Source organism: Streptomyces sp. STR69 (assembly GCF_024519455.1).
Taxonomy (GTDB): domain Bacteria; phylum Actinomycetota; class Actinomycetes; order Streptomycetales; family Streptomycetaceae; genus Streptomyces.
Map to the genome: position 1 here is coordinate 1 of NZ_JALJRY010000057.1, position 18,417 is coordinate 18,417.

At 69.6% G+C, this 18,417-nt stretch carries 16 protein-coding genes and 1 pseudogene; 7 read left to right on the forward strand and 10 right to left on the reverse strand.

Annotated elements, in window-relative coordinates; all coding sequences use genetic code 11:
• The first annotated feature begins 278 nt into the window (after positions 1-278).
• Complete coding sequence (locus OC490_RS48155) at positions 279-1,199, forward strand: transglutaminase-like domain-containing protein (RefSeq protein WP_262064404.1); 921 nt, start codon at positions 279-281, stop codon at positions 1,197-1,199.
• Here the strand turns inward: OC490_RS48155 and OC490_RS48160 are convergent.
• Together OC490_RS48160 and OC490_RS48165 are read right to left on the reverse strand one after the other, a co-directional pair.
• Positions 1,196-1,504: a hypothetical protein gene (locus tag OC490_RS48160; protein ID WP_262064405.1), complete on the reverse strand. Its 309-nt coding sequence runs from the start codon at positions 1,502-1,504 to the stop codon at positions 1,196-1,198. The two genes, OC490_RS48155 and OC490_RS48160, sit on opposite strands and share 4 nt — an antisense overlap.
• Positions 1,505-1,576: 72 nt before the next feature.
• Positions 1,577-2,836, reverse strand: a complete 1,260-nt coding sequence (locus tag OC490_RS48165; RefSeq protein WP_262064406.1) for a PucR family transcriptional regulator — start codon at positions 2,834-2,836, stop codon at positions 1,577-1,579.
• Between the two features lie 100 nt (positions 2,837-2,936).
• Here OC490_RS48165 and OC490_RS48170 point away from each other — a divergent pair, with 100 nt between their 5' ends.
• The 4 genes from OC490_RS48170 (at position 2,937) to OC490_RS48185 (ending at position 8,186) form a co-directional block, all read left to right on the forward strand.
• Positions 2,937-3,395, forward strand: a complete 459-nt coding sequence (locus OC490_RS48170; RefSeq protein WP_262064407.1) for a nucleoside deaminase — start codon at positions 2,937-2,939, stop codon at positions 3,393-3,395.
• Positions 3,388-4,365 (forward strand): isopenicillin N synthase family dioxygenase, encoded by a 978-nt coding sequence (locus tag OC490_RS48175; protein WP_262064408.1) that lies wholly within the window; start codon positions 3,388-3,390, stop codon positions 4,363-4,365. Before OC490_RS48170 ends, OC490_RS48175 begins: the two co-directional genes overlap by 8 nt.
• A 144-nt stretch (positions 4,366-4,509) precedes the next feature.
• Positions 4,510-6,648 carry a hypothetical protein gene (locus tag OC490_RS48180; protein ID WP_262064409.1) on the forward strand — a complete coding sequence of 713 codons (2,139 nt, stop codon included), beginning with the start codon at positions 4,510-4,512 and terminating at the stop codon, positions 6,646-6,648.
• Positions 6,645-8,186 carry a hypothetical protein gene (locus OC490_RS48185; RefSeq protein WP_262064410.1) on the forward strand — a complete coding sequence of 514 codons (1,542 nt, stop codon included), beginning with the start codon at positions 6,645-6,647 and terminating at the stop codon, positions 8,184-8,186. Before OC490_RS48180 ends, OC490_RS48185 begins: the two co-directional genes overlap by 4 nt.
• A 34-nt stretch (positions 8,187-8,220) precedes the next feature.
• On the opposite strand, the gene ccsB is transcribed toward OC490_RS48185, so the two are convergent.
• The 7 genes from ccsB to hemL all read right to left on the reverse strand — a co-directional run bounded on the left by ccsB (position 8,221) and on the right by hemL (position 15,966).
• On the reverse strand, positions 8,221-9,303 hold the full coding sequence (gene ccsB / locus OC490_RS48190; protein WP_262064411.1) for a c-type cytochrome biogenesis protein CcsB: 1,083 nt from the start codon (positions 9,301-9,303) through the stop codon (positions 8,221-8,223).
• Positions 9,300-11,036, reverse strand: a complete 1,737-nt coding sequence (locus OC490_RS48195; protein WP_262064412.1) for a cytochrome c biogenesis protein ResB — start codon at positions 11,034-11,036, stop codon at positions 9,300-9,302. The genes ccsB and OC490_RS48195 overlap by 4 nt, the downstream gene beginning before the upstream one ends.
• 3 nt (positions 11,037-11,039) lie before the next feature.
• On the reverse strand, positions 11,040-11,801 hold the full coding sequence (locus tag OC490_RS48200; RefSeq protein ID WP_262064417.1) for a cytochrome c biogenesis CcdA family protein: 762 nt from the start codon (positions 11,799-11,801) through the stop codon (positions 11,040-11,042).
• Positions 11,802-11,810: 9 nt separating this feature from the next.
• Positions 11,811-12,413 (reverse strand): TlpA family protein disulfide reductase, encoded by a 603-nt coding sequence (locus OC490_RS48205; protein ID WP_200715143.1) that lies wholly within the window; start codon positions 12,411-12,413, stop codon positions 11,811-11,813.
• Between the two features lie 77 nt (positions 12,414-12,490).
• Positions 12,491-13,780, reverse strand: coding sequence for a hypothetical protein (locus OC490_RS48210; RefSeq protein ID WP_262064413.1), 1,290 nt, complete (start codon positions 13,778-13,780; stop codon positions 12,491-12,493).
• Between the two features lie 147 nt (positions 13,781-13,927).
• The gene (locus tag OC490_RS48215; protein ID WP_262064414.1) at positions 13,928-14,617 is read right to left on the reverse strand and encodes a histidine phosphatase family protein; all 690 of its coding nucleotides are present in this window, start codon (positions 14,615-14,617) and stop codon (positions 13,928-13,930) included.
• On the reverse strand, positions 14,614-15,966 hold the full coding sequence (hemL, locus tag OC490_RS48220; RefSeq protein WP_262064415.1) for a glutamate-1-semialdehyde 2,1-aminomutase: 1,353 nt from the start codon (positions 15,964-15,966) through the stop codon (positions 14,614-14,616). The genes OC490_RS48215 and hemL overlap by 4 nt, the downstream gene beginning before the upstream one ends.
• A gap of 556 nt (positions 15,967-16,522) precedes the next feature.
• Between hemL and OC490_RS48225 the strand changes: the two genes are divergently transcribed.
• A complete protein-coding gene (locus OC490_RS48225; RefSeq protein WP_019061278.1) occupies positions 16,523-16,960 on the forward strand; it encodes a hypothetical protein in 438 nt (145 codons plus the stop codon).
• Between the two features lie 67 nt (positions 16,961-17,027).
• On the opposite strand, the pseudogene OC490_RS48230 reads toward OC490_RS48225, so the two are convergent.
• Positions 17,028-17,510: pseudogene (locus OC490_RS48230) on the reverse strand (tyrosine-type recombinase/integrase); the annotation flags it as partial.
• Positions 17,511-17,641: 131 nt separating this feature from the next.
• Between OC490_RS48230 and OC490_RS48235 the strand changes: the two are divergent.
• Positions 17,642-18,283 (forward strand): MobC family plasmid mobilization relaxosome protein, encoded by a 642-nt coding sequence (locus OC490_RS48235; RefSeq protein ID WP_262064416.1) that lies wholly within the window; start codon positions 17,642-17,644, stop codon positions 18,281-18,283.
• Positions 18,284-18,417: the final 134 nt, after the last annotated feature.

Consider the following 18,417-nt stretch of genomic DNA (forward strand, 5'->3'; position numbering starts at 1 on the left):
GGCGTACCTGGGACCCCCATTCCTCCCGGCCGCTCGCTCGCTTCTCAAACGGGCTGGAGCGGACCTAGTCAAGGGTGACCCGGAGGGTCATCGGCGTAGCCGACGCGCAGCGCAGCGGAGCGCCCTTTACTCGGTCCGTGGAAGTCCGACACTGACAAAGAAGCGAGTGGCCCAACAGCACCATCCCAACCAACGCCCACCGAACCCACGCCCGACCCGAACTCAAGCACCCCTGAACTATGGACAATTAAGGGCGAATTTTGACACGGTGCGATGTCATGCCCCTCGACTTCCGCACCTTCTACGCCACCCAGAGCACCTACTCCGACCCCGGCGCCCTCACCTCCCACTACGCCGACCTCCCCCGCGCCCCCACCCAACTCGCCCACATCACCCGCGACTTGATCGTCCACCGCCTGGAAGCCGGCTTCTACGACCACGTCCACCCCACCGACCGCCTGCACAACGACGCCGAGACCCGCTACATCGACGACATCCTCCGCATCCTCGTCGACCGGAACGACGCCCCGCTCACCCAACGACGCGCACCGGGCGACCGGTTCGTCGGGACCTGCCGGGACTTCTCGCTGCTGCACTGCTCGTTCCTGCGGCACCTGGGCATCCCGGCCCGTATCCGCTCGGGCTTCGCCGACTACTTCAGCGAGAACAGCTCCGACCGTTTCCACGGCGATCACGTCGTCACCGAGTACTGGCACGACGACCGTGGCTGGCTCCTCGCAGACTCCCAGCTCGCCGACCCCGTGATCGCGGACCACTGGAACATCGACTTCGACCCGATGGACGTACCGCGCGACCGCTTCCTCGTAGCGGGCGAGGCCTGGCAGGCCATCCGCACGGGCGGCGCCGACCCGACGACCTTCGGACTGCACCCGCCGGAGGACGGCCCGTTCTGGGGCGAGCGGTTCGTCGCGGGCAACATCCGCCTCGACCTCGCCGCCCTCAACAAGGTCGAGACCCTGCTCTGGGACGTGTGGAGCGAGGACGAGGGCAAGCCCGGCGAGCCGTTGCCGGAGCCGTCACGCCTCTTCTACGACCGTGTCGCCCCGGTGGTCGGCGGCGAGGTCTCCTTCGACGCCGTACGGAAACTGTTCACCGAGGACGACATCCTGCGCACCCCACCCACGGTGACCTGCTACGCCCCCTTCAACGGCCCCAGCCAAGTCACCCTGCGCCACTAAGACGGCGGGGCGGGCTCCCACACGCCTTGCCGAATCAGGCGTCGCTGACGGGCCCGCTCGTAAATCGCCGTCAAGTAGTACGTCAGGCCGAGGAGAGCGCCGCCGGCGATCCCCACCTCGACGTCCACGGTCTGTGTGCCCGGGGGCGCAGCAATCAGTGCGAGGAAGAGCAAACCGATTGCGACAGCCGGCGCCAAGGGGTGGCGCCCGGCAAAGCGCTCGAAACGGGTTGGCGGTCGATTGCCTCCGATGCGGCGATCAAGCGCCCAAAAGCCCCTCACCAGAGCCCGCAGTGTCTTCGGCATGCCGGTGAGGGTAGCGGAACAGGCCCAGCGCACCCACCACGCACGACACCGAAGGACCTCCGGAACCGACCACTAAGCCACGGTCCGCAGGCCCCGTACCTGAGCCGCCCCCATCCCCCGCACCACCCGATGCGCGCACACCGCCGCCAGCAACTCCCCCAACAGGTCCGGGTCGTCGATCTCCAGGCCGAGCAACGACTCGATGCGTTCCAGGCGTTGGTAGAGCGACTGGCGGCCGATGTGCAGCAGGGCCGCTGTCCGGGTGGGTGAGCAGCCGTGCCGCAGGTGCACCTCCAGCGTGCGCACCAGGTCGCTCGGGTGGGCCGCCTCCCACGCCAGCAGCGGGCCGAGCGCATGCTGCACCAGCCGGGCCAGGCGGTCGCGGTTCGCGTCGACACCGCCCCGGGTCAGCTCCCGTTCCAGCGCCAGTGCCCGCGCCGATGTCACCAACGGGCCCTCCGGTGCGGCAGGTTCGGCGGCCGGGACCGTGAGCGCGAGTTCCAGCGTCGTACGGGCCGCCCGCAGTGTGTCGCTCCACCGCAGCCAGCCGCTGCCGGCGTCGACCACATGCCCGACCGCAACGGTCTGCCCGGGCTCGGCGGCCGTACGGAAGGCCTCCTGTACCGCGCGGACGGGGTCACCCGAGACAGCGCCCGGAAGCGCGAGCAGCGCCAGTACGTCTCCGGGAAACGCCGCCCGCAGCACACTCGCCCCGCCCAGCAGCCGTACCGCCCGGTCGACGGCCGTCACGTCGCGTGTGCCGTGCACCGAGACGCCGATCAGGCGGGCGCCGGGGCCGGGGTGGAAGCCGGAGAGTGCCGACCGTGCCTCGACCTCGGGCTGGTTCAGCGCGGCGCGGTCCGCGAGGTCGGCCAGCAGGGCGGCGGTGTGGTCGTCGCCCCACGGTCGTACGACGGAGCGGCCGGACAGGCCCCTGGCGACGATCGCCCGGTTGGCTGCCTCGGTGATCCGTACGAAGGGCACGACCCGGTGCAGGGCCAGCAGGGGAAGGCCCAGGCGGCGGGCCTCGTCCGTGACCTCCGGCGGCATCGTGGGCAGGGAGCGGCCTATCTCGACCGCCAGGCCGGATGCGCCCCGGGCCGCCAGCTCGCGGACGTAGCGGCGGCGGGTCTCGGCGGCGGTGTCGGTGAGGCCGAAGCCGTTGGTGAGGAGGAGTTCGCCGCCGTCGAGGAAGTTCGCACCCTCGTAGACCTCGCTGGAGTGGACCCAGCGCACGGGGCGGTCGAGGGCGGCTTCTCCGGCGAGGAGTTCGGGTTCGGAGGCGCGGACCGGGTCGAGGGCCAGGACCTCACGGAGGGTGAGTGCGGGCACGGGAACCTCCAGAGGCGCGGACAGTTCGTCCGGGTACGGGTTGCGGGGAGAGTACTTTCCGCACGTTGCCCTCGTGTTTCGGCCACTGGAGAGTGAGCACATGAAGCCTTTGGATCAGGCACGGGCGAGCGTCTGGCTCGCGACCGCCGTCGAGGAGGCCCGCGCCGGGCTCGGCGAGGGCGGCATCCCGATCGGTGCCGCCCTCTACGGCGCCGACGGCACCCTGCTGGGGCGCGGCCACAACCGGCGCGTCCAGGACGACGACCCCTCGATGCACGCGGAGACGGCCGCCTTCCGGGCCGCGGGCCGGCAGCGGTCGTACCGAGGGACGACCATGGTGACGACCCTCTCCCCCTGCTGGTACTGCAGCGGGCTGGTGCGGCAGTTCGGTATTTCGCGGGTCGTGGTCGGTGAGGCCGCCACCTTCCACGGTGGGCACGACTGGCTCGCCGAGCACGGTGTGGAGATCGTCCTCCTCGACGATCCTGAGTGCACCTCGCTGATGCGCGACTTCATCAAGAACAACCCGGCACTCTGGAACGAGGACATCGGTGACTGAGCCCCAGAACCCACCCCGCATTCCCACGATCGATCTGCGTCCCTGGATCGAGGGGGACGAGGAGATCCGCAAGGACATCGCCCGTACCGTCGACGACGCCCTGCAGACGGCCGGGTTCCTGCTCGTCACCGGGCATGGTGTCGATCCGGCGCTGCGGTCCCGGATCCGGGAGGCCGCGCGGGCCTTCTTCGCGCTGCCGGTCGATGTCAAGGAGCCGTACTCCGCCAAGGTCGGCGGGCGCGGGTGGCTCGGGCCGGGGGCCGAGGCCAACGGGTACTCGGAGGGGACCGAGACGCCGCCGGATCTGAAGGAGTCGCTGACCTTCGCCACGCACCGGCCGTTCGAGGACCCGGTGATCAACGCCGAGTGGTACGCGCCCAATGTGTGGCCGACGGAGATCCCCGGGCTCCAGGAGCTCTGCGAGGAGTACCTCGACCGGATGGGCGAGCTGGAGAAGCAGCTGCTGTCGCTGCTCGGGGAGGCGCTCGGGCTCGGACCCGACTTCTTCTCCCGGCACATGGACCATCCGACGTACGGGTTCAACATCAACTGGTATCCGGGGGTGGAGGTCGTCGGGGAGCCGGAGCCGGGGCAGTTCCGGATCGGGCCGCACACCGACTTCGGGACGGTGACGATCCTCGACCGGCAGGCCGGGAAGGGGGGACTTCAGGTCTTCACCGACGAGGGGGGATGGGAGGACGCGCCGTTCGATTCCGACGCCTTCACCATCAACATCGGTGATCTGATGGCCCGTTGGACCGGTGACCGGTGGCGTTCGGGACGGCACCGCGTGCTGCCGCCGCCCGCCGACGCGCCCGCCGAGGAGCTGATGTCGCTGGTCTACTTCGGCGAGTGCACCCCGGGCACGCTCGTGGAGTCGGTGCCCGCGCCGGTCGGACGGGTGGCGTACGAGGCCGTCGACTCGCATGTGTATCTGCGGGAGAAGCTGGACTCGATCACCGTCGAATAGGCCGCCGACCGAACCGGGCACCGTTCCGACATTTTCGTAACTCAACGGACACCACACGACCTAGTCCGAACCAACTCCCCCTATTTACTCTGGTGTTGATAGACAGGTTCCGGTGTGCAGGGCGACCGCTCAGGGGGAGATGCGGTGGGTAGAGGGCTGCACGGCCGCGGGGCGCTGTTCGAGGCACAGCCGCCAGGTCTCGCCTCGCGCCTGACCGGGCTGCGCCCCTACCAGCTGCTCACCTCGCCGTACGAACACCCGGAACCGCCCTTCGTGGTGCTCGCGGGCGCGCGCGGCCTCGGCAAGAGCACGGTGCTGGCGGAGTTGCGCACCGCGTACCGCGAGCACACGCCGGTCGCGCTGATCGACTGCGAGGCCGACCGGCTGACCCGGCTGCCGGACGGCCGGCCCGCCGCGACCTGGTCCCCGGTGTGGCAGGCGCTGACCACGGTCGCGGAGCAGCTCAGGGAGCCGGTGGTGCACGGCGCCGGTGCCATCGACTTCCCTCGTCTGGAGGCCGGGCTCCTCGCGGTGTGCGCCACCGGCTGGGACGCCCGGGACGAGGACAGTGCCCGTGAGGAGGCCCGGCGGATCCTGCTGCTGAGCGATCCGGCCCGGCGCTGGTCGGTGATCGCGCAGGGCTGGGCGACCAAGGTCGCCTCGCGGCTGATCGCCAATGTGTCCGGTACCGGCCCGGTCGGCCAGGCCTTCATCGAGGCGACCCTCGACACCCTCTTCGACCTGGTGTGGACGCCGAACGGGCTGTTGAAGGCGGGCGCCGAGTGGTACCGCGACTACCCGGGCGCGAGCGGTGACCCCAAGCGCGGGCTGATCGAGATCGCCCGGGACTTCCGCGCCGACGGCACCTCCCGCACGGACGCCGAACGCTGGCTGCTGCGCGCGCTGCTCGCCGACCTGGGCGACACCTACCGGCGCCGGTGGGAGCGGATGCGCCGGGTCGGGCGGCCGGTCGTGCTCGTCGACAACGTGCAGTCGGGGCCGGGTCCCGGGCTGATGAAGGCCGTACTGAAGGAGCGTTCGGACGGTGTCGGCGACCAGGTGGCCTTCTTCGCCGCGCTGCGCGGGGACCGGCATCCCGATCTGCCGGACGCGGTCCGTCATCCGTTGCCGGAGATGGGGCGGGCCAGTGGCTGGGTGCCGGGTGCTTCGCCGTCCTCGCGGGCCCTGCTGGTGACGCTGCCGCCGCTGACTCCGGAGGAGACCCGGCGTGTCATCGCGGACGTGTGCGCGACCGAGGAGATCCGGGTCGAGGTGCCGCCCCAACTGCCGTACGCCATCCATCGGTTGACGGCCGGCAGTCCGCTGGGGGCGGCGCTGCTCGGAGAGGCGGTACGGCAGACCCGGCCGGTCGGGGCCGTGAGCCCCGGGGAGTTGCTGACCGCGGGGCTGAAGCCGGAGGGGGATGCGGCGAGTGATCCGCGGCCCGTGTACCGGGAGTTGCTGGACCGGCTGGTGGCTCCCGGGATCGCGGAGGAGCTCGCCGTGCTGGCCACCGCGCACGACGGGGACTCCGCGCGGGCGCTGGCCCAGGGGCGGCGGCTGCGGGACAGTTTCGGCGCGTCCGGGGTCAACCGGCTGCGCACGCAGCTCACTTCGGAGGGTCTGCCGCCGGCGGCGGGCTATTTCGTGGGCGATCCGTTCCTGCGCACGCTGCTCCTGCTGCGGCTGCATCTGGACGACGCGGACCACGGGCGGTGGCGGGCGGTGCACCGTTCGCTGCTCTCGCACTACGAGGGGCTGCCCGGCAGCCCGGACGCCCCGTCCCGCGCCCGCTACCGGCTGCATCACGAACTCGCGCTCGGCGACACGGCGGACGCGGTGGAGTATCTGCGGGACAACTTCCGCCTCATTCCCCCGCGGGCCTGGCTGGAGACGCTGCTGTTCGTGACCGCCGCGCCCTACTACCACGCGCACGATCCGCACGGCCGGGACATCGGCGCGGCCGGCGACCACCGCAAGGCCGTCGCGCTGGCCCGCACGGACGCCGAGGAGCAGCCGCCGGACGGCGTGGACCCGGTCCTGCATCTGACGGTACGGCGGCTGCTGCACGCGGTGTGGCAGGTGACGGATCCGCTGGTACTCCCGGACGGGGAGGTCGCGGACCGGATGCACTTCGATCTGGAGCAGCTGTCGACGGTCTGGCCCGCGGGCAGCGAACTGCTGTACCGGGCCGCGCAGCAGTGGCCGGAGAACGCGCTGGCGGGGCGTCCGCTGCGGGTGCCCGCGGGGGCGGACGACGACGGAAGCGGGGGCCTGCGGTGAGGCGACGGCTGCGCGAGCTGTTCGAGGAGATCCGGACCATCCCGGTCTACCGGTACACGGCCCTGGTGGTGGCGGCCGTCCTGGTCGCCGGTCTGGTCGTGCTGGTCCGCACGGCTCTGCAAGAGGACCGTTCGTGTGCGGCCGGGGTGGCCCGTCCCGAGGGCAGTGACGAGTGTGTGGGGGTGTCGACGTCGGCGTTCGACTTCGGTCAGCGCCGGCTCGCCGACACGATCAGGGCGGTGGCGCGCGAGAACGGCAGGCTGAAGGCGGGGACGTATGTCTCGGTCGCGCTCTACGAGCCGTTCACCGCGACCGACGCCGACACGTTGAACGATGTGCAGCACGAGTTGCAGGGTGCCTATCTCGCGCAGTACGCGGCCAATCACGACGACAACGGCGAGACCCCGTACATCCGGCTGGTGCTCGCCAACCCCGGTGCCACGGGCGCCCATTGGGAGCGGGCGGTGGACCGGATCGTGGCGATGACGACGTCGTCGGACCGGCTGCGGGCGGTCACCGGGATAGGGACGAGCACCGACAACAACAAGAAGGCCGTGGCGCAGCTGACCCGGCTCGGTGTCCCGGTGGTGGGCTCCTCCATCACCGCCGACGACCTCGCCAACGGGCAGCAGGGCAAGGACCCTTACCCGGGTCTTGCCCGGGTCTCCCCCACCAACACCGACGAGGCCCGCGCGCTGGCCTCGTTCGCCAAGGTGACGGCGGACCGGGCGCTGCTCGTCTACGACAAGCCGGGCGACCCGTACACGAAGACACTGCAGCAGGCCTTCACCACGCTGCTGAAGGGATCGCCGTACGGCTCCTGGCCGTTCACCCCGCCCGCGGACCGCAGCCAGGAGGGCAGCACGCCCAACACGTTCCGGCAGATCACCGATCTCGTCTGCGACACGGACGCGAGGCTGGACACGGTGTTCTTCGCCGGGCGGCACACCCAACTGCGCCAGTTCATCAACGCGTTGGGCCGCCGCGGCTGCCAGTCACGGAAGTTCACGGTGCTCACCGGCGACGAGGGCTCGTACCTGACCGGCGACAGCCAGCTCCACGCGAGCGCGCTCCAGCACGGGGTCTCGGTCCGCTACACCGCGCTGGCCCACCCGGACGCCTGGCTCAAGAACGCCCCGGCGACCGGGGGTTCGGCCCAGGACTCGCAGGAACTCGACAGGCTCCTTGCCGCCGCCAAGGCCGCACCGGTCGGCCCGATCGGCCCGGTCGCCCTCGCCGACGGACAGGCGATCATCGCCTACGACGCGATGCAACTCGCCGTCCACGGCGTCCGCGAGGCCACCCCGGCCCAGCGCAAGATCCCGCCCCTGTCCGACGTCGGCCTCCAATGGCCGCAGGTCAAGGGCTCGTTGCGGGTGAGCGGGGCGAGCGGCTGGATCTGCCTGGACGTCCACGGCAACCCGTACGACAAGGCCGTACCGATCGTGGAACTCACCCCGAAGGGCGCCGCCCGCTTCGTGAGGATCGCCTGGCCGGAGGGCAGGCCCCCGTCGAAGGAGTGCCTGCCTCCGGCCTAGGCGCCGTAAGGGACTTCAGCCGTGGTCAGTGACGTCAGACGCCGGCGTAGGAGTGCTTGCCGCCGACGAAGATGTTGACGCCGTAGTAGTTGAAGATCCAGCAGCCGAAGGCGATCAGGGCCAGGTAGGCGGCCTTGCGGCCCTTCCAGCCGGCCGTGGCGCGGGCGTGCAGGTAGCAGGCGTAGGCGACCCAGGTGATGAACGCCCAGGTCTCCTTCGGGTCCCAGCCCCAGTAGCGGCCCCAGGCCGACTCGGCCCAGATCGAGCCCGCGATGATCGTGAACGTCCAGAGGGGGAAGACGGCCGCGTTCACGCGGTAGGAGAACTTGTCGAGGTTCGCCGAGGCGGGCAGCCGCTCCATCACGGAGGTGGCGAAGGCGCCGGGCTTGCCGCCGCTCGCGAGCTTGCTCTCGTACGAGTCCTTGAAGAGGTAGAGGAGCGTGCCCACCGCGCCCACGTAGAAGACCGCGCCGCAGATGATCGCGGTCGAGACGTGGATGTACAGCCAGTACGAGTGGAGGGCGGGAACCAACTGGTCGCTGGCGGTGTACAAGACAGTGACGGCGATACCGAGATCGAGGAGGACCGTGGTGACCAGGAACAGTCCGAGCCAGCGCACGTTCTTCTTGAGCAGCAGCAGCGTGAGGTACACGCCGACGGCGACCGTGGAGAAGGTGATGTTGAACTCGTACATGTTGCCCCAGGGCGCCCGCTCCACCGAGGCCGCGCGGGCGAGGACCCCGGACAGCTCGACGAGGAACGCGAGCACCGTGAGGGACACGGCGATACGGCCGTAGAGGTCGCCCTGTTCGTCCCCGCCGTGCGCGCCGGGACCGTCCGGCACGTCGCGGGAGCCGGACGCGGCCCGGACGACGACCTTCGGCCGCTCCAGGACGGTGGTGCCACCGGCTTTCTGCACGGTGACGGCGGGCGCGTCCGCCTTCTTCGCGGCGGCACCGGTCAGCGCGGCGGCCGTACGGCCGATCTTGCTGCGGCTGCCGAAGGTCCACTCGGCGATGTACGCCAGGAAGGCCAGGGTGTAGACGGCCATCGAGGAGTAGATCAGCGTGTTGCTGACGTTGGCCAGGTGCTCGTTGGTGGCGGCGGCGATGTTCACTGCTGCTCAGCCCCTTCGGGGGGTACGGAGGGTTCGTCGTCGGTCTTCGTCGGGGCCCGGTCGTGCACGAGTGCCGCCAGGTCGCCGAGTTCCTCGGGGAGTTTCGCGGACTCGCTGCGGCCGAGCCCGGCCATCTCGACGACGGTGCTGCCGTCGTCGCCGGTGGTGGCGCGCACCCAGACGCGGCGGCGCTGGATGAACAGGGAGCCGGCCAGACCGAAGATCGCGGTGAGCGCGCCGGCCAGCGCCCAGTCGGTGCCGGGCTGCTGGACGACCTGGAAGCCCGCCCATTCCTTGATCTGCTTGTCGAAGGTGATCGACCCGGCGCCGTTCGGCAGGGTCATCGTCTCGCCGGGCAGCAGCTGTTGCTTGAGGATGTTGCCCTTGGAGTCCTTGAACTGCTTCAGGTTCTTGGTCTCCAGCTGGTACACGTTCTGCGGGATGCCCGCGTTGACGCCCAGGTCGCCGTGGTAGCCGGTGACATTGAGCACCGGGTAGTCGAGGCCGGGGTACTGGGAGAACATCGTGCCGCTGCTCTTGGCGTACGTCGGCACGAACACGGCCGCGAAGCCGAGCTGTTCGGCGACGCCCTGGGCGTTCTTGTAGCCGTCGAGGACCTTGATCGCGCCCTGCGAGGTGACGTTGGAGTCGATCGGCAGCATCGGCACGGCCTGGTGGAAGACCACGTTGCCCTTGCCGTCCCGGACGGTGACGACGGGGGCGTAGCCGTGGCTGACCAGGTAGACCTTGGAGCTGCCGATCTCCAGCGGCTCGTTGACCTTGATGGTGTGCTTCTCGGCCTTGCCGTAGGCGCCGACGCTGTAGGTGATGTCGGCCTGGAAGGTGCGCGGGGTACCCCGGTTGGGGCCGGTGCGCTCGTACGTGCCGACGAAGTTCTTCAGGTTGAAGCTGAAGGGGACGAGGTCGTCGTCGCTGAAGAGGTTGCCGGACTTGAAGTCGTCGTACTGGGTGAGGGTGTTGGAGAAACCGTCGCCCTCGACGACCAGTTTGTCGCCCTCGGACTTGAAGAGCTGGCCCCACGCGAAGGCGATCAGCATCACGATCAGCGCGAGGTGGAAGAGGAGGTTGCCGGTCTCGCGCAGATAGCCCTTCTCGGCGGCTACGGCGTCCCCGGCGACGTGGGCGCGGAAGCGCCGCTTCTTCAACACCGCGAGGGCGACTTCGCGGACCTGCTCGGGTTCGGCGGCGGTGCGCCAAGTCGCGTAGGCGGGAAGGCGGTTGAGGCGTTTGGGGGCGCCCGGCGGACGGCCGCGGAGCTGGCCGACGAACTGCCAGGTGCGCGGGATGATGCAGCCGATGAGGGAGACGAAGAGAAGGATGTAGATCGCGCCGAACCAGGCCGAGCCGTAGACGTGGAAGAGGCCGAGCTTCTGGTAGATCGGCCCGAGCGTCTTGTGCGCGGCCTGGAACTCGGAGACCTTCAGCGCGTCGGTGCCGGACTGCGGGATCAGCGAGCCGGGGACCGCGCCGAGCGACAGCAGGAACAGCAGCATCAGCGCGACCCGCATCGAGGTCAGCTGCCGCCACATCCAGCGCGCCCAGCCGAGCACTTCACGGCCGGTCCAGCCGAGCCAGCCCGTCAGGCCGGGCTTCCGGTTGCCGCCGAAGGAGCCGGGCATGGCGGTCTCGACGGGGGCGGTGGAGAGCTGGGAGCCGGCGGCGCCGAGGTCCTGGTCCTCGGCGGCGGACGTGTCGGTGGTCGTCTTGCTCATCGATCAGATCCCTACAGTGAAACCGTTGGACCAGCTCTGCATGTCCTGCACCAGCGCGTCCCAGGCGCCGGTGAGCAGCAGCACGCCGGTCACGATCATCATGGTGCCGCCGGCACGCATCACCCAGACGTAGTGGCGCTTGACCCAGCCGAAGGCACCGAGGGCCTTGCGGAACGCGACCGCGGTGAGGACGAAGGGGACACCCAGGCCGAGACAGTACGCGACGGTCAGTATGGCGCCGCGACCGGCACTCGACTGCTGCGACGACAGTGCGATGACGGACGCGAGCGTGGGGCCGATGCAGGGTGTCCAGCCGATCCCGAAAAGCGCGCCCAGGACGGGCGCCCCGATCAACCCGGCGGCGGGCCGCTTGTGGAAGCGGAACTCACGCTGGGTCAGCCAGGGCATCATCCCCATGAAGAACACGCCCATGAGGATCATGAGCACGCCCAGCACCTTGGTCAGGACGTCCTTGTTCTCCTGGAGCGTGTACCCGAAGTAGCCGAACAGGGCCCCGCCGGAGACGAACACGGCGGTGAAGCCCAGGACGAAGAGGGAGGCGCCCATCACCATGCGCCCCCGGCGGGCCTCGCCGAGATCGGTGCCGGTGACGCCCGTGACGTAGGAGAGGTATCCGGGGACCAGCGGCAGGACGCACGGGGAGAAGAAGGAGACGAGTCCGCCGAGCACGGCGATGGGCAGCGCCAGCAGCAGAGCCCCGTCGCGGACCGTGCTGTTGGGTTCGGTGATGGCGGCGGCGAGCAGCACGTCAGCTCACTTCTCCGCGATGACCGGGTCGAGCATCTCGCGCAGCTTCTCCTCGCTCAGTGCCTGGAGTGCGCGCGCCGCGATCTTCCCGTCCCGGTCGATGACGATCGTGGAGGGGATGGCCTGCGGGTTGAGGGTGCCCTTCTTGAACCGGAGCATCAGCTTGCCCGTCGGGTCGTACAGGCTGGGGTAGGGGACGGCGTACTTCTTCTCGAAGGCCACGGCCGGCTCGGTGCTGGTGTCGCGGGTGTTGAGGCCGACGAACTGGACGTCCTTGTCCGCGGTGGCCTTGGCGACCTGGACGAGGTTGTCCGCCTCGGCGCGGCACGGGGAGCACCAGGAGCCCCACACGTTGACGACGAGGACCTTGCCCTTGTAGTCGGCGGTGTCGAGCGTCTTGCCGTCGATGGTCTTGCCGGACAGGTCGGGGGCGGCCTGGCGGTCGCCCTTCTTGACGGTCGCGATGCCGTCGGAGCCGGTGATGAAGTTGGTGTTGCCGGAGCCTCCGGAGGTACCTCCGGAACTGCAGGCGGACAGCACCAACGCGGCGACGGCAACGCCGGCGGTCGACAGGACGGCGCGGCTACGGGCGCGACTGGCGGCACTCATGTGAAAAGTTTCGCATGCCCGTTCTGGGGATCTTGCGCGCCCCCCTCAAGGGCGTGCGGCGGGCGGAAACCCGCATTTCAGGCGGCGTCTCCACTGGCCGTGGAAGAGGCGGTGGGGCTCGCGGCCAGGTAGGACTTCCAGCCGCCGGCCGGGGCCTGGCCGACGTCGAGGCCGCGCAGCTTGGCGAGCACCTCGGGCTTCTGCACGTCGATCCAGTCGGTGAACTGCTTGAAGGAGACCATGCGGACGTCGGCGCCCTTCTCCTTCTCCGCGGCGATGTGCTTGAAGGCCTGCTCCACGGCGTCCATGTAGATGCCGCCGTTCCAGTGCTCGAAGTGGTTGCCGATGAAGAAGGGTGCGCGGTTGCTCTCGTACGCCCGCTGGAAGCCGGAGATGTAGGCCTGCGCGGCCTGGGTACGCCAGCCCGGGTAGTTGTAGGCGGGCGCGTTGGTGGAGTTGACGGACTGGTTGGCCAGCATGTTGTAGTCCATCGAGAGGACCTCGAAGCTGTGCCCGGGGAAGGGGACGGCCTGGAGGGGGTAGTCCCACACGCCGTTCTTCTTGTCGGGCCAGACCTGCCGGCCGCCGGGGTTGGAGGCGTCGTAGCGCCAGCCGAGCGAACGGGCGGTGGGCAGCAGCTGGTTCTGGCCCAGGAGACAGGGCGTACGGCCGCCGACGAGCTCCTTGTCGTAGTCGAAGGGCAGCGACGGCAGGTCGTGCCAGCCGGTGTTGGTGCGCCACTCCTTGACGAAGGACTTGGCCTGGTCGATCTCGCTGCGCCACTGCTGGGGCGTCCAGTTGGCGACGGTGCCGTAGCCGGAGCAGAAGTGGCCGTTGAAGTGGGTGCCTATCTCGTGGCCCTCGAGCCATGCGCGCCGGACGTTGGTGAGGGTCGCCTTGACGTGTTCGTCGGTGAGGTAGCCGATGTCGGAGGCGCCGCGCGGGTTGTTCGGCGGGTTGTACAGGCGCTTCTTCGACTCGGGCAGCAGGTAGAGGCCGGAGAGGAAGAAGGTCATGCTCGCGCCGTGCTGCTTGGCGAGGTCGAGGAAGCGCGGGAACAGTCCGTTGCCGACCTCGCCGGCGCCGTCCCAGGAGAAGATCACGAACTGCGGCGGGGTCTGCCCGGCCTCCAGCGGCACGGGCTTGGCGGGCTGCTTGGGCTGGGTGCCGGTGAAGGACGTGGAGCCGTCACCGATGGGCTTGGTGCGGGGCTCCATGGACTTGGCGGGGCCGCCGGAGTGGCCCTTGCCCGAACTGGCGGAAGGGCTCGACCCGTTCGAGCCGAGCGTGCCGCACCCCGCGAGTCCTACGGCTGCCGCGGCGCCGGCACCGACTCCGAGCGCTCCCCGTCGAGTGAGACTCCGCATTGCTTCCCCATCCGTCGCGTTCCTCTGTGGTCTACCTGTGAGAGGACGCGACGGACGGGAAAGTTCGCCAGGAACCATGTGGGTTGCGAAACAAATGTCACAGAGCTGTCACGACAGCCGACCCCGACGAGTGGTCATCCGTGTTTGTCACGCGCCGAACGCTTTGTCCTTCCCCTTGACGGGCTTCGCGCCGGCGAGGAGATGGGCCGGGACGAGATCACGGGCCGGCTCGGTGTAGCCGACGGACACGATCTTGTCGCCGCGGTAGGTGAAGGTCGTCAGGGACGCGAGCGTGCACTGGCGCTTGCGCGGGTCGTGCCACAGCCGCCGCCGCTCGACGTAGGACCGCACGATCCAGATCGGCAGCTGATGGCTGACCAGTACGGCCTCGTGCCCGCGTGCCGCGTCCTTGGCGGCGTCGAGCGCCGCCATCATCCGCACCACCTGGTCGACGTAGGGCTCGCCCCAGGACGGCTTGAACGGGTTGACCAGGTACTTCCAGTTGTCCGGCTTCTTCAGCGCGCCGTCGCCGACGCCGAAGGTCTTGCCCTGGAAGACGTTGTCGGCCTCGATCAGCCGCCCGTCGGTCGCGAGGTCGAGCCCGTGCGCCTTGGCAATCGGCGTGGCCGTCTCCTGCGCCCGCTCCAGCGGGGAGGCCACGACGTGCGTGACATCGCGGGAGGAGAGGTGCTCGGCGACCCGGTCGGCCATCTGCCGCCCCAGCTCGGAGAGGTGGTAGCCGGGCAGCCGCCCGTACAACACCCCCTCGGGATTGGCGACTTCACCGTGCCGCATCACATGGACGACGGTGATGTCACTGGTGGCGCTGCTGCTCATCGGGTGGCCTCCGCCGCCGCTCTGGCCGCCGCCGGAAGGGCGTCGGCGATCCGCTGGATGGCCCGTTCGTCGTGGGCCGTGGAAACGAACCAGGACTCGAAGGACGAGGGAGGCAGATAGACACCCTGCGCCAGCATCGAGTGGAAGAAGGCGGTGAAGCGGTACGACTCCTGCGCCTTGGCGTCCTCGTAGTTGCGCACGCTCCGGTCGGTGAAGAACACGGAGAACATGTTGGAGGCGTTCTGCAGCCGGTGCGCGACACCCTCCTTGTTGAGCGCCTCGGTGACGAGCGACTGGATCTGCGCCGATACGGCGTCCACCGTCTCGTAGGCCGCGTCGTCGAGGAGCCGCAGCTGGGCGAGACCGGCGGCGGTGGCGACGGGGTTACCGGAGAGGGTGCCGGCCTGGTAGACGGGCCCGGCGGGAGCGAGGTGCCCCATGATGTCGGCGCGCCCGCCGAACGCGGCGGCGGGGAAGCCTCCGCCCATGACCTTCCCGAACGTCATGAGGTCGGGGACGACCCCGTCGATCCCGAACCACCCGGCCCTGCTGGTCCGGAACCCGGTCATGACCTCGTCGGAGATGAAGAGGGCACCGTTCTTGCTGCAGGCGTCCTTGAGCCCCTGATTGAACCCGGCCGCCGGCGGCACGACCCCCATGTTCCCGGGCGAAGCCTCGGTGATGACGCAGGCGATCTCACCGGGATGCCGGTGGAAGGCCTCGTTCACGGCTTCGAGATCGTTGTACGGCAGGACGATCGTGTCGCCGGCCTGGGCGCCGGTGACGCCGGGGGTGTCGGGCAGCGCGAAGGTGGCGACGCCGGAGCCAGCGGCGGCGAGGAGCGCGTCGACGTGACCGTGGTAACACCCGGCGAACTTGATGACCTTGGGCCGCCCGGTGAACCCGCGGGCGAGCCGGATGGCGGACATGGTCGCCTCGGTACCGCTGCTGACGAGCCGCACCTGCTGCACGGGCCCGACCCGGGCGACGATCTCCTCGGCGAGCGCGACCTCGCCCTCACCGGGGGTCCCGAAGGAGGTCCCGCGCGAGACGGCGTCCTGCACGGCGGCGATCACGTCGGGCTGGGAGTGCCCGAGGATCATCGGCCCCCAGGAGCACACGAGGTCGACGTACTCGCGCCCGTCGGCGTCGGTGAGATACGGGCCGTTGCCGGACACCATGAACCGGGGCGTGCCGCCGACGGCGCGGAAGGCGCGCACCGGGGAGTTCACGCCGCCCGGTGTGACGACCGACGCACGGTCGAAAAGAGCCTGCGAGACGGGTGCTTCGTAGGGATAGGGCAGTGTGCTGGGCAGTACACCTGCCGGTTCGCTTGGCGTTTGGCTCATGACCTGCGACTTCTCCGACTTCTCGGACTCCGGGACCTCAGTTACCTCCTCAGGGTAGGCGGCGGGACGGCGGGCACGGGCCCCCACCCATCTGCGAGACTGGGAGGTGATACACACAGACACACACAGCTCATGCGGGCGCCGGTGTACAGGGCTTGCGCAGATCCTGCGGACAGGTGTTTCAGCGCACGTTTCGGCGGGCGGCCGTGGGGGAGGTCACTGACACGATGATCGGGTTGCGCGGCTGGGGCCACGCGTCCTAGAAAAGCAGTCGGGTGGAGATATGCATCGCGGTGGCGGACTGGGCGAGGGGACTGACGATCTGGGTCCTCGGCGTGCCCGGCGGGGGAAGCACCGGCGCGACGAGGAAGAAGCCGCCGAGGCACGGCGGGGCGGTCCCGGATCCGGCATGGGTTCGGGTGCGGGTGCGAGTTCGGGCGCAGGTCCTGGTTCGTCCTCGGGCTCGGGTTCGGGTTTGGGTGAGTCGGATCGCGATGAGCGACGTATCGAACGTCGGATCGATCAGTTGCGGGCGGGGAGCAGGAATGGTGGTCGGGTGGGGGTGACGTACAAATACTTCGGTGCGCCCGACGGCGCGACCGCGGCCCGCGTCCCGATCTCGATGCGCCCCGAGGAACTCGGCGGCGACGAGCTCGGGATGAACGGCATGTTCACCAAGATCAAGCCGGAGACGATGGCCGCGATGGTCCTCACCGGCATCGAGGGCGTCCCGCTCAACAAGGTGCCCCCGCTGGAACTGGTCGTCCTCCACCCCGACTACGCCGTGGTCAAACTCCCGATGACGGTCGTGGACCCGCTCCGCGGAATCGGCGAGGAGGCGGTGGGCGCGGCAGCGTTCATCTGGTCGACGGTGCCTGACCGGGGCGGACCGCGGGACGCGTTCAATGTCTACCAACTGCTGCACGAATGGCAGGACTTCAGCCATCGGTTGCATGAGGCGGGGCATCAGCCTTATTGCCTTGTTTGGCCTTGAGCTGGGGGTTCGTGGGATTCGGGCGGGGTCTTCGGGCCTCGCCTTTTTCATGTCCCCGGAGGGGTCGTCAGGCGGCCAGGGCACATTGAGGGCACATGGGTTTCGGCGGGGGCACTGATGTGCCCTGGGCTACGGGCGGGTCGCCGTCGTCTTCCGCCTCGGCTTCCGTTTCCGTGAAGGCGTCGTCGATCGCCTTGCGGGTGCGGGTCTCACTGGACGGCAACAGGTGCGTGTACGTGCGCAGCGTGAAGCCGGGGTCCGAGTGGCCGAGGTATTCGGAGAGCGCCTTGATGCTCTCCCCCGCGTCCAGGAGTACGGAGGCGTAGGCGTGCCGGAGGGCGTGCATGCCGTCTTCCGGGGCCGCTTGGAGGTAGCGCGCGCCGCGCTCGCGCGGAGGAATCACGCCGGCGGCGGCCAGGGCGAGCTTCCAGGCACCCATGTTGAAGACGCTGCGGTTGTACGCCCGACTCTTCTCGTCGACGAAGAGGAGGCGGAAGGTTTTCGGTTCGCCGTCCGGCTTGGCCCAGGGCAGGGTGACGGCGGCGGGCGGCCTGACCCTGCGTTCGCGCCGACCGCCCCGCCTCCCGGGCTCATCCCGTGTCCCCGTGCAGCCGAGCACGGGGACACGGGAGCCGCGCACAGCGAAGCGCCCGACACCCAAGCAACCCCCGGAGACCCCCCATGCACGACCCGTACCGCGAAATCCTCACCCCTCAGCAGGAGATGACCACCGACCTCAACAGCGCAGCAAGGTATCCCGTTGGACCGTCCAAGGGTCGGACCAACTGGGGAACCTCCGCCCCGGGGGTGGCGGAGGAGTTCGGGCACCAGGGGGTGCCCGAGGAGGACAAGCTCGTCGAGACCGCCGCCGTTCTGCTGCCTCGCGCTGCCGATGCCGCCGCGCTGCACCGCATCGCGCGCCGCCGTCAGCGGGAACCTGTCCAGCGCAAAGAACGCGTCGATGTGCGCTACAGCGTCGACGAGAAGAGCGAGATCCTCGCCGCGGCGCGGTCGCTGAACATCGCCAGCGCCCACTATGTCGGCGCTGTCGTCATGGCCCATCTCCACGGTGACCTCGCTCTGCCCGGCCAGCGCACCCCACTGGACGACTACATCGACGAGCTGACCGCCCTGCGCAGCGAGGTCGCCAGGATCAGCCACAACATCAACCAAATCGCCAAGAAGCTCAACTCTGGCGGCCATCCACACGCTGGGGACACCGCCGTCCTAACGCAGGCCGAACACACCCTGACCACAGTCGGTACCACCGTCCGGGACATCGCGGCAGCGGCGAACCAGGCCGTCACCAAGAAGGCGGCCTGATGATCGCGAAGATCGGCGGCGGCAAGGACACCGCGGGCCTGATCCGGTACCTGTTCGACACGAAGAAGGCCAAGGACCACACCGACCCCCACCTGGTCGCCTCCTGGGACGGCTTCGCCCCCGACCCCGGCCGC

What these genes read in the sequence shown, in the direction of transcription:
- OC490_RS48195 (WP_262064412.1), bottom strand. Translation starts at nt 11,036, where the DNA reads ATGAGCAAGACGACCACCGACACGTCCGCCGCCGAGGACCAGGACCTC.
- hemL (WP_262064415.1), bottom strand. Translation starts at nt 15,966, where the DNA reads ATGAGCCAAACGCCAAGCGAACCGGCAGGTGTACTGCCCAGCACACTG.
- OC490_RS48205 (WP_200715143.1), bottom strand. Translation starts at nt 12,413, where the DNA reads ATGAGTGCCGCCAGTCGCGCCCGTAGCCGCGCCGTCCTGTCGACCGCC.
- OC490_RS48235 (WP_262064416.1), top strand. Translation starts at nt 17,642, where the DNA reads ATGCACGACCCGTACCGCGAAATCCTCACCCCTCAGCAGGAGATGACC.
- OC490_RS48160 (WP_262064405.1), bottom strand. Translation starts at nt 1,504, where the DNA reads ATGCCGAAGACACTGCGGGCTCTGGTGAGGGGCTTTTGGGCGCTTGAT.
- OC490_RS48215 (WP_262064414.1), bottom strand. Translation starts at nt 14,617, where the DNA reads ATGAGCAGCAGCGCCACCAGTGACATCACCGTCGTCCATGTGATGCGG.
- OC490_RS48210 (WP_262064413.1), bottom strand. Translation starts at nt 13,780, where the DNA reads ATGCGGAGTCTCACTCGACGGGGAGCGCTCGGAGTCGGTGCCGGCGCC.
- OC490_RS48155 (WP_262064404.1), top strand. Translation starts at nt 279, where the DNA reads ATGCCCCTCGACTTCCGCACCTTCTACGCCACCCAGAGCACCTACTCC.
- OC490_RS48170 (WP_262064407.1), top strand. Translation starts at nt 2,937, where the DNA reads ATGAAGCCTTTGGATCAGGCACGGGCGAGCGTCTGGCTCGCGACCGCC.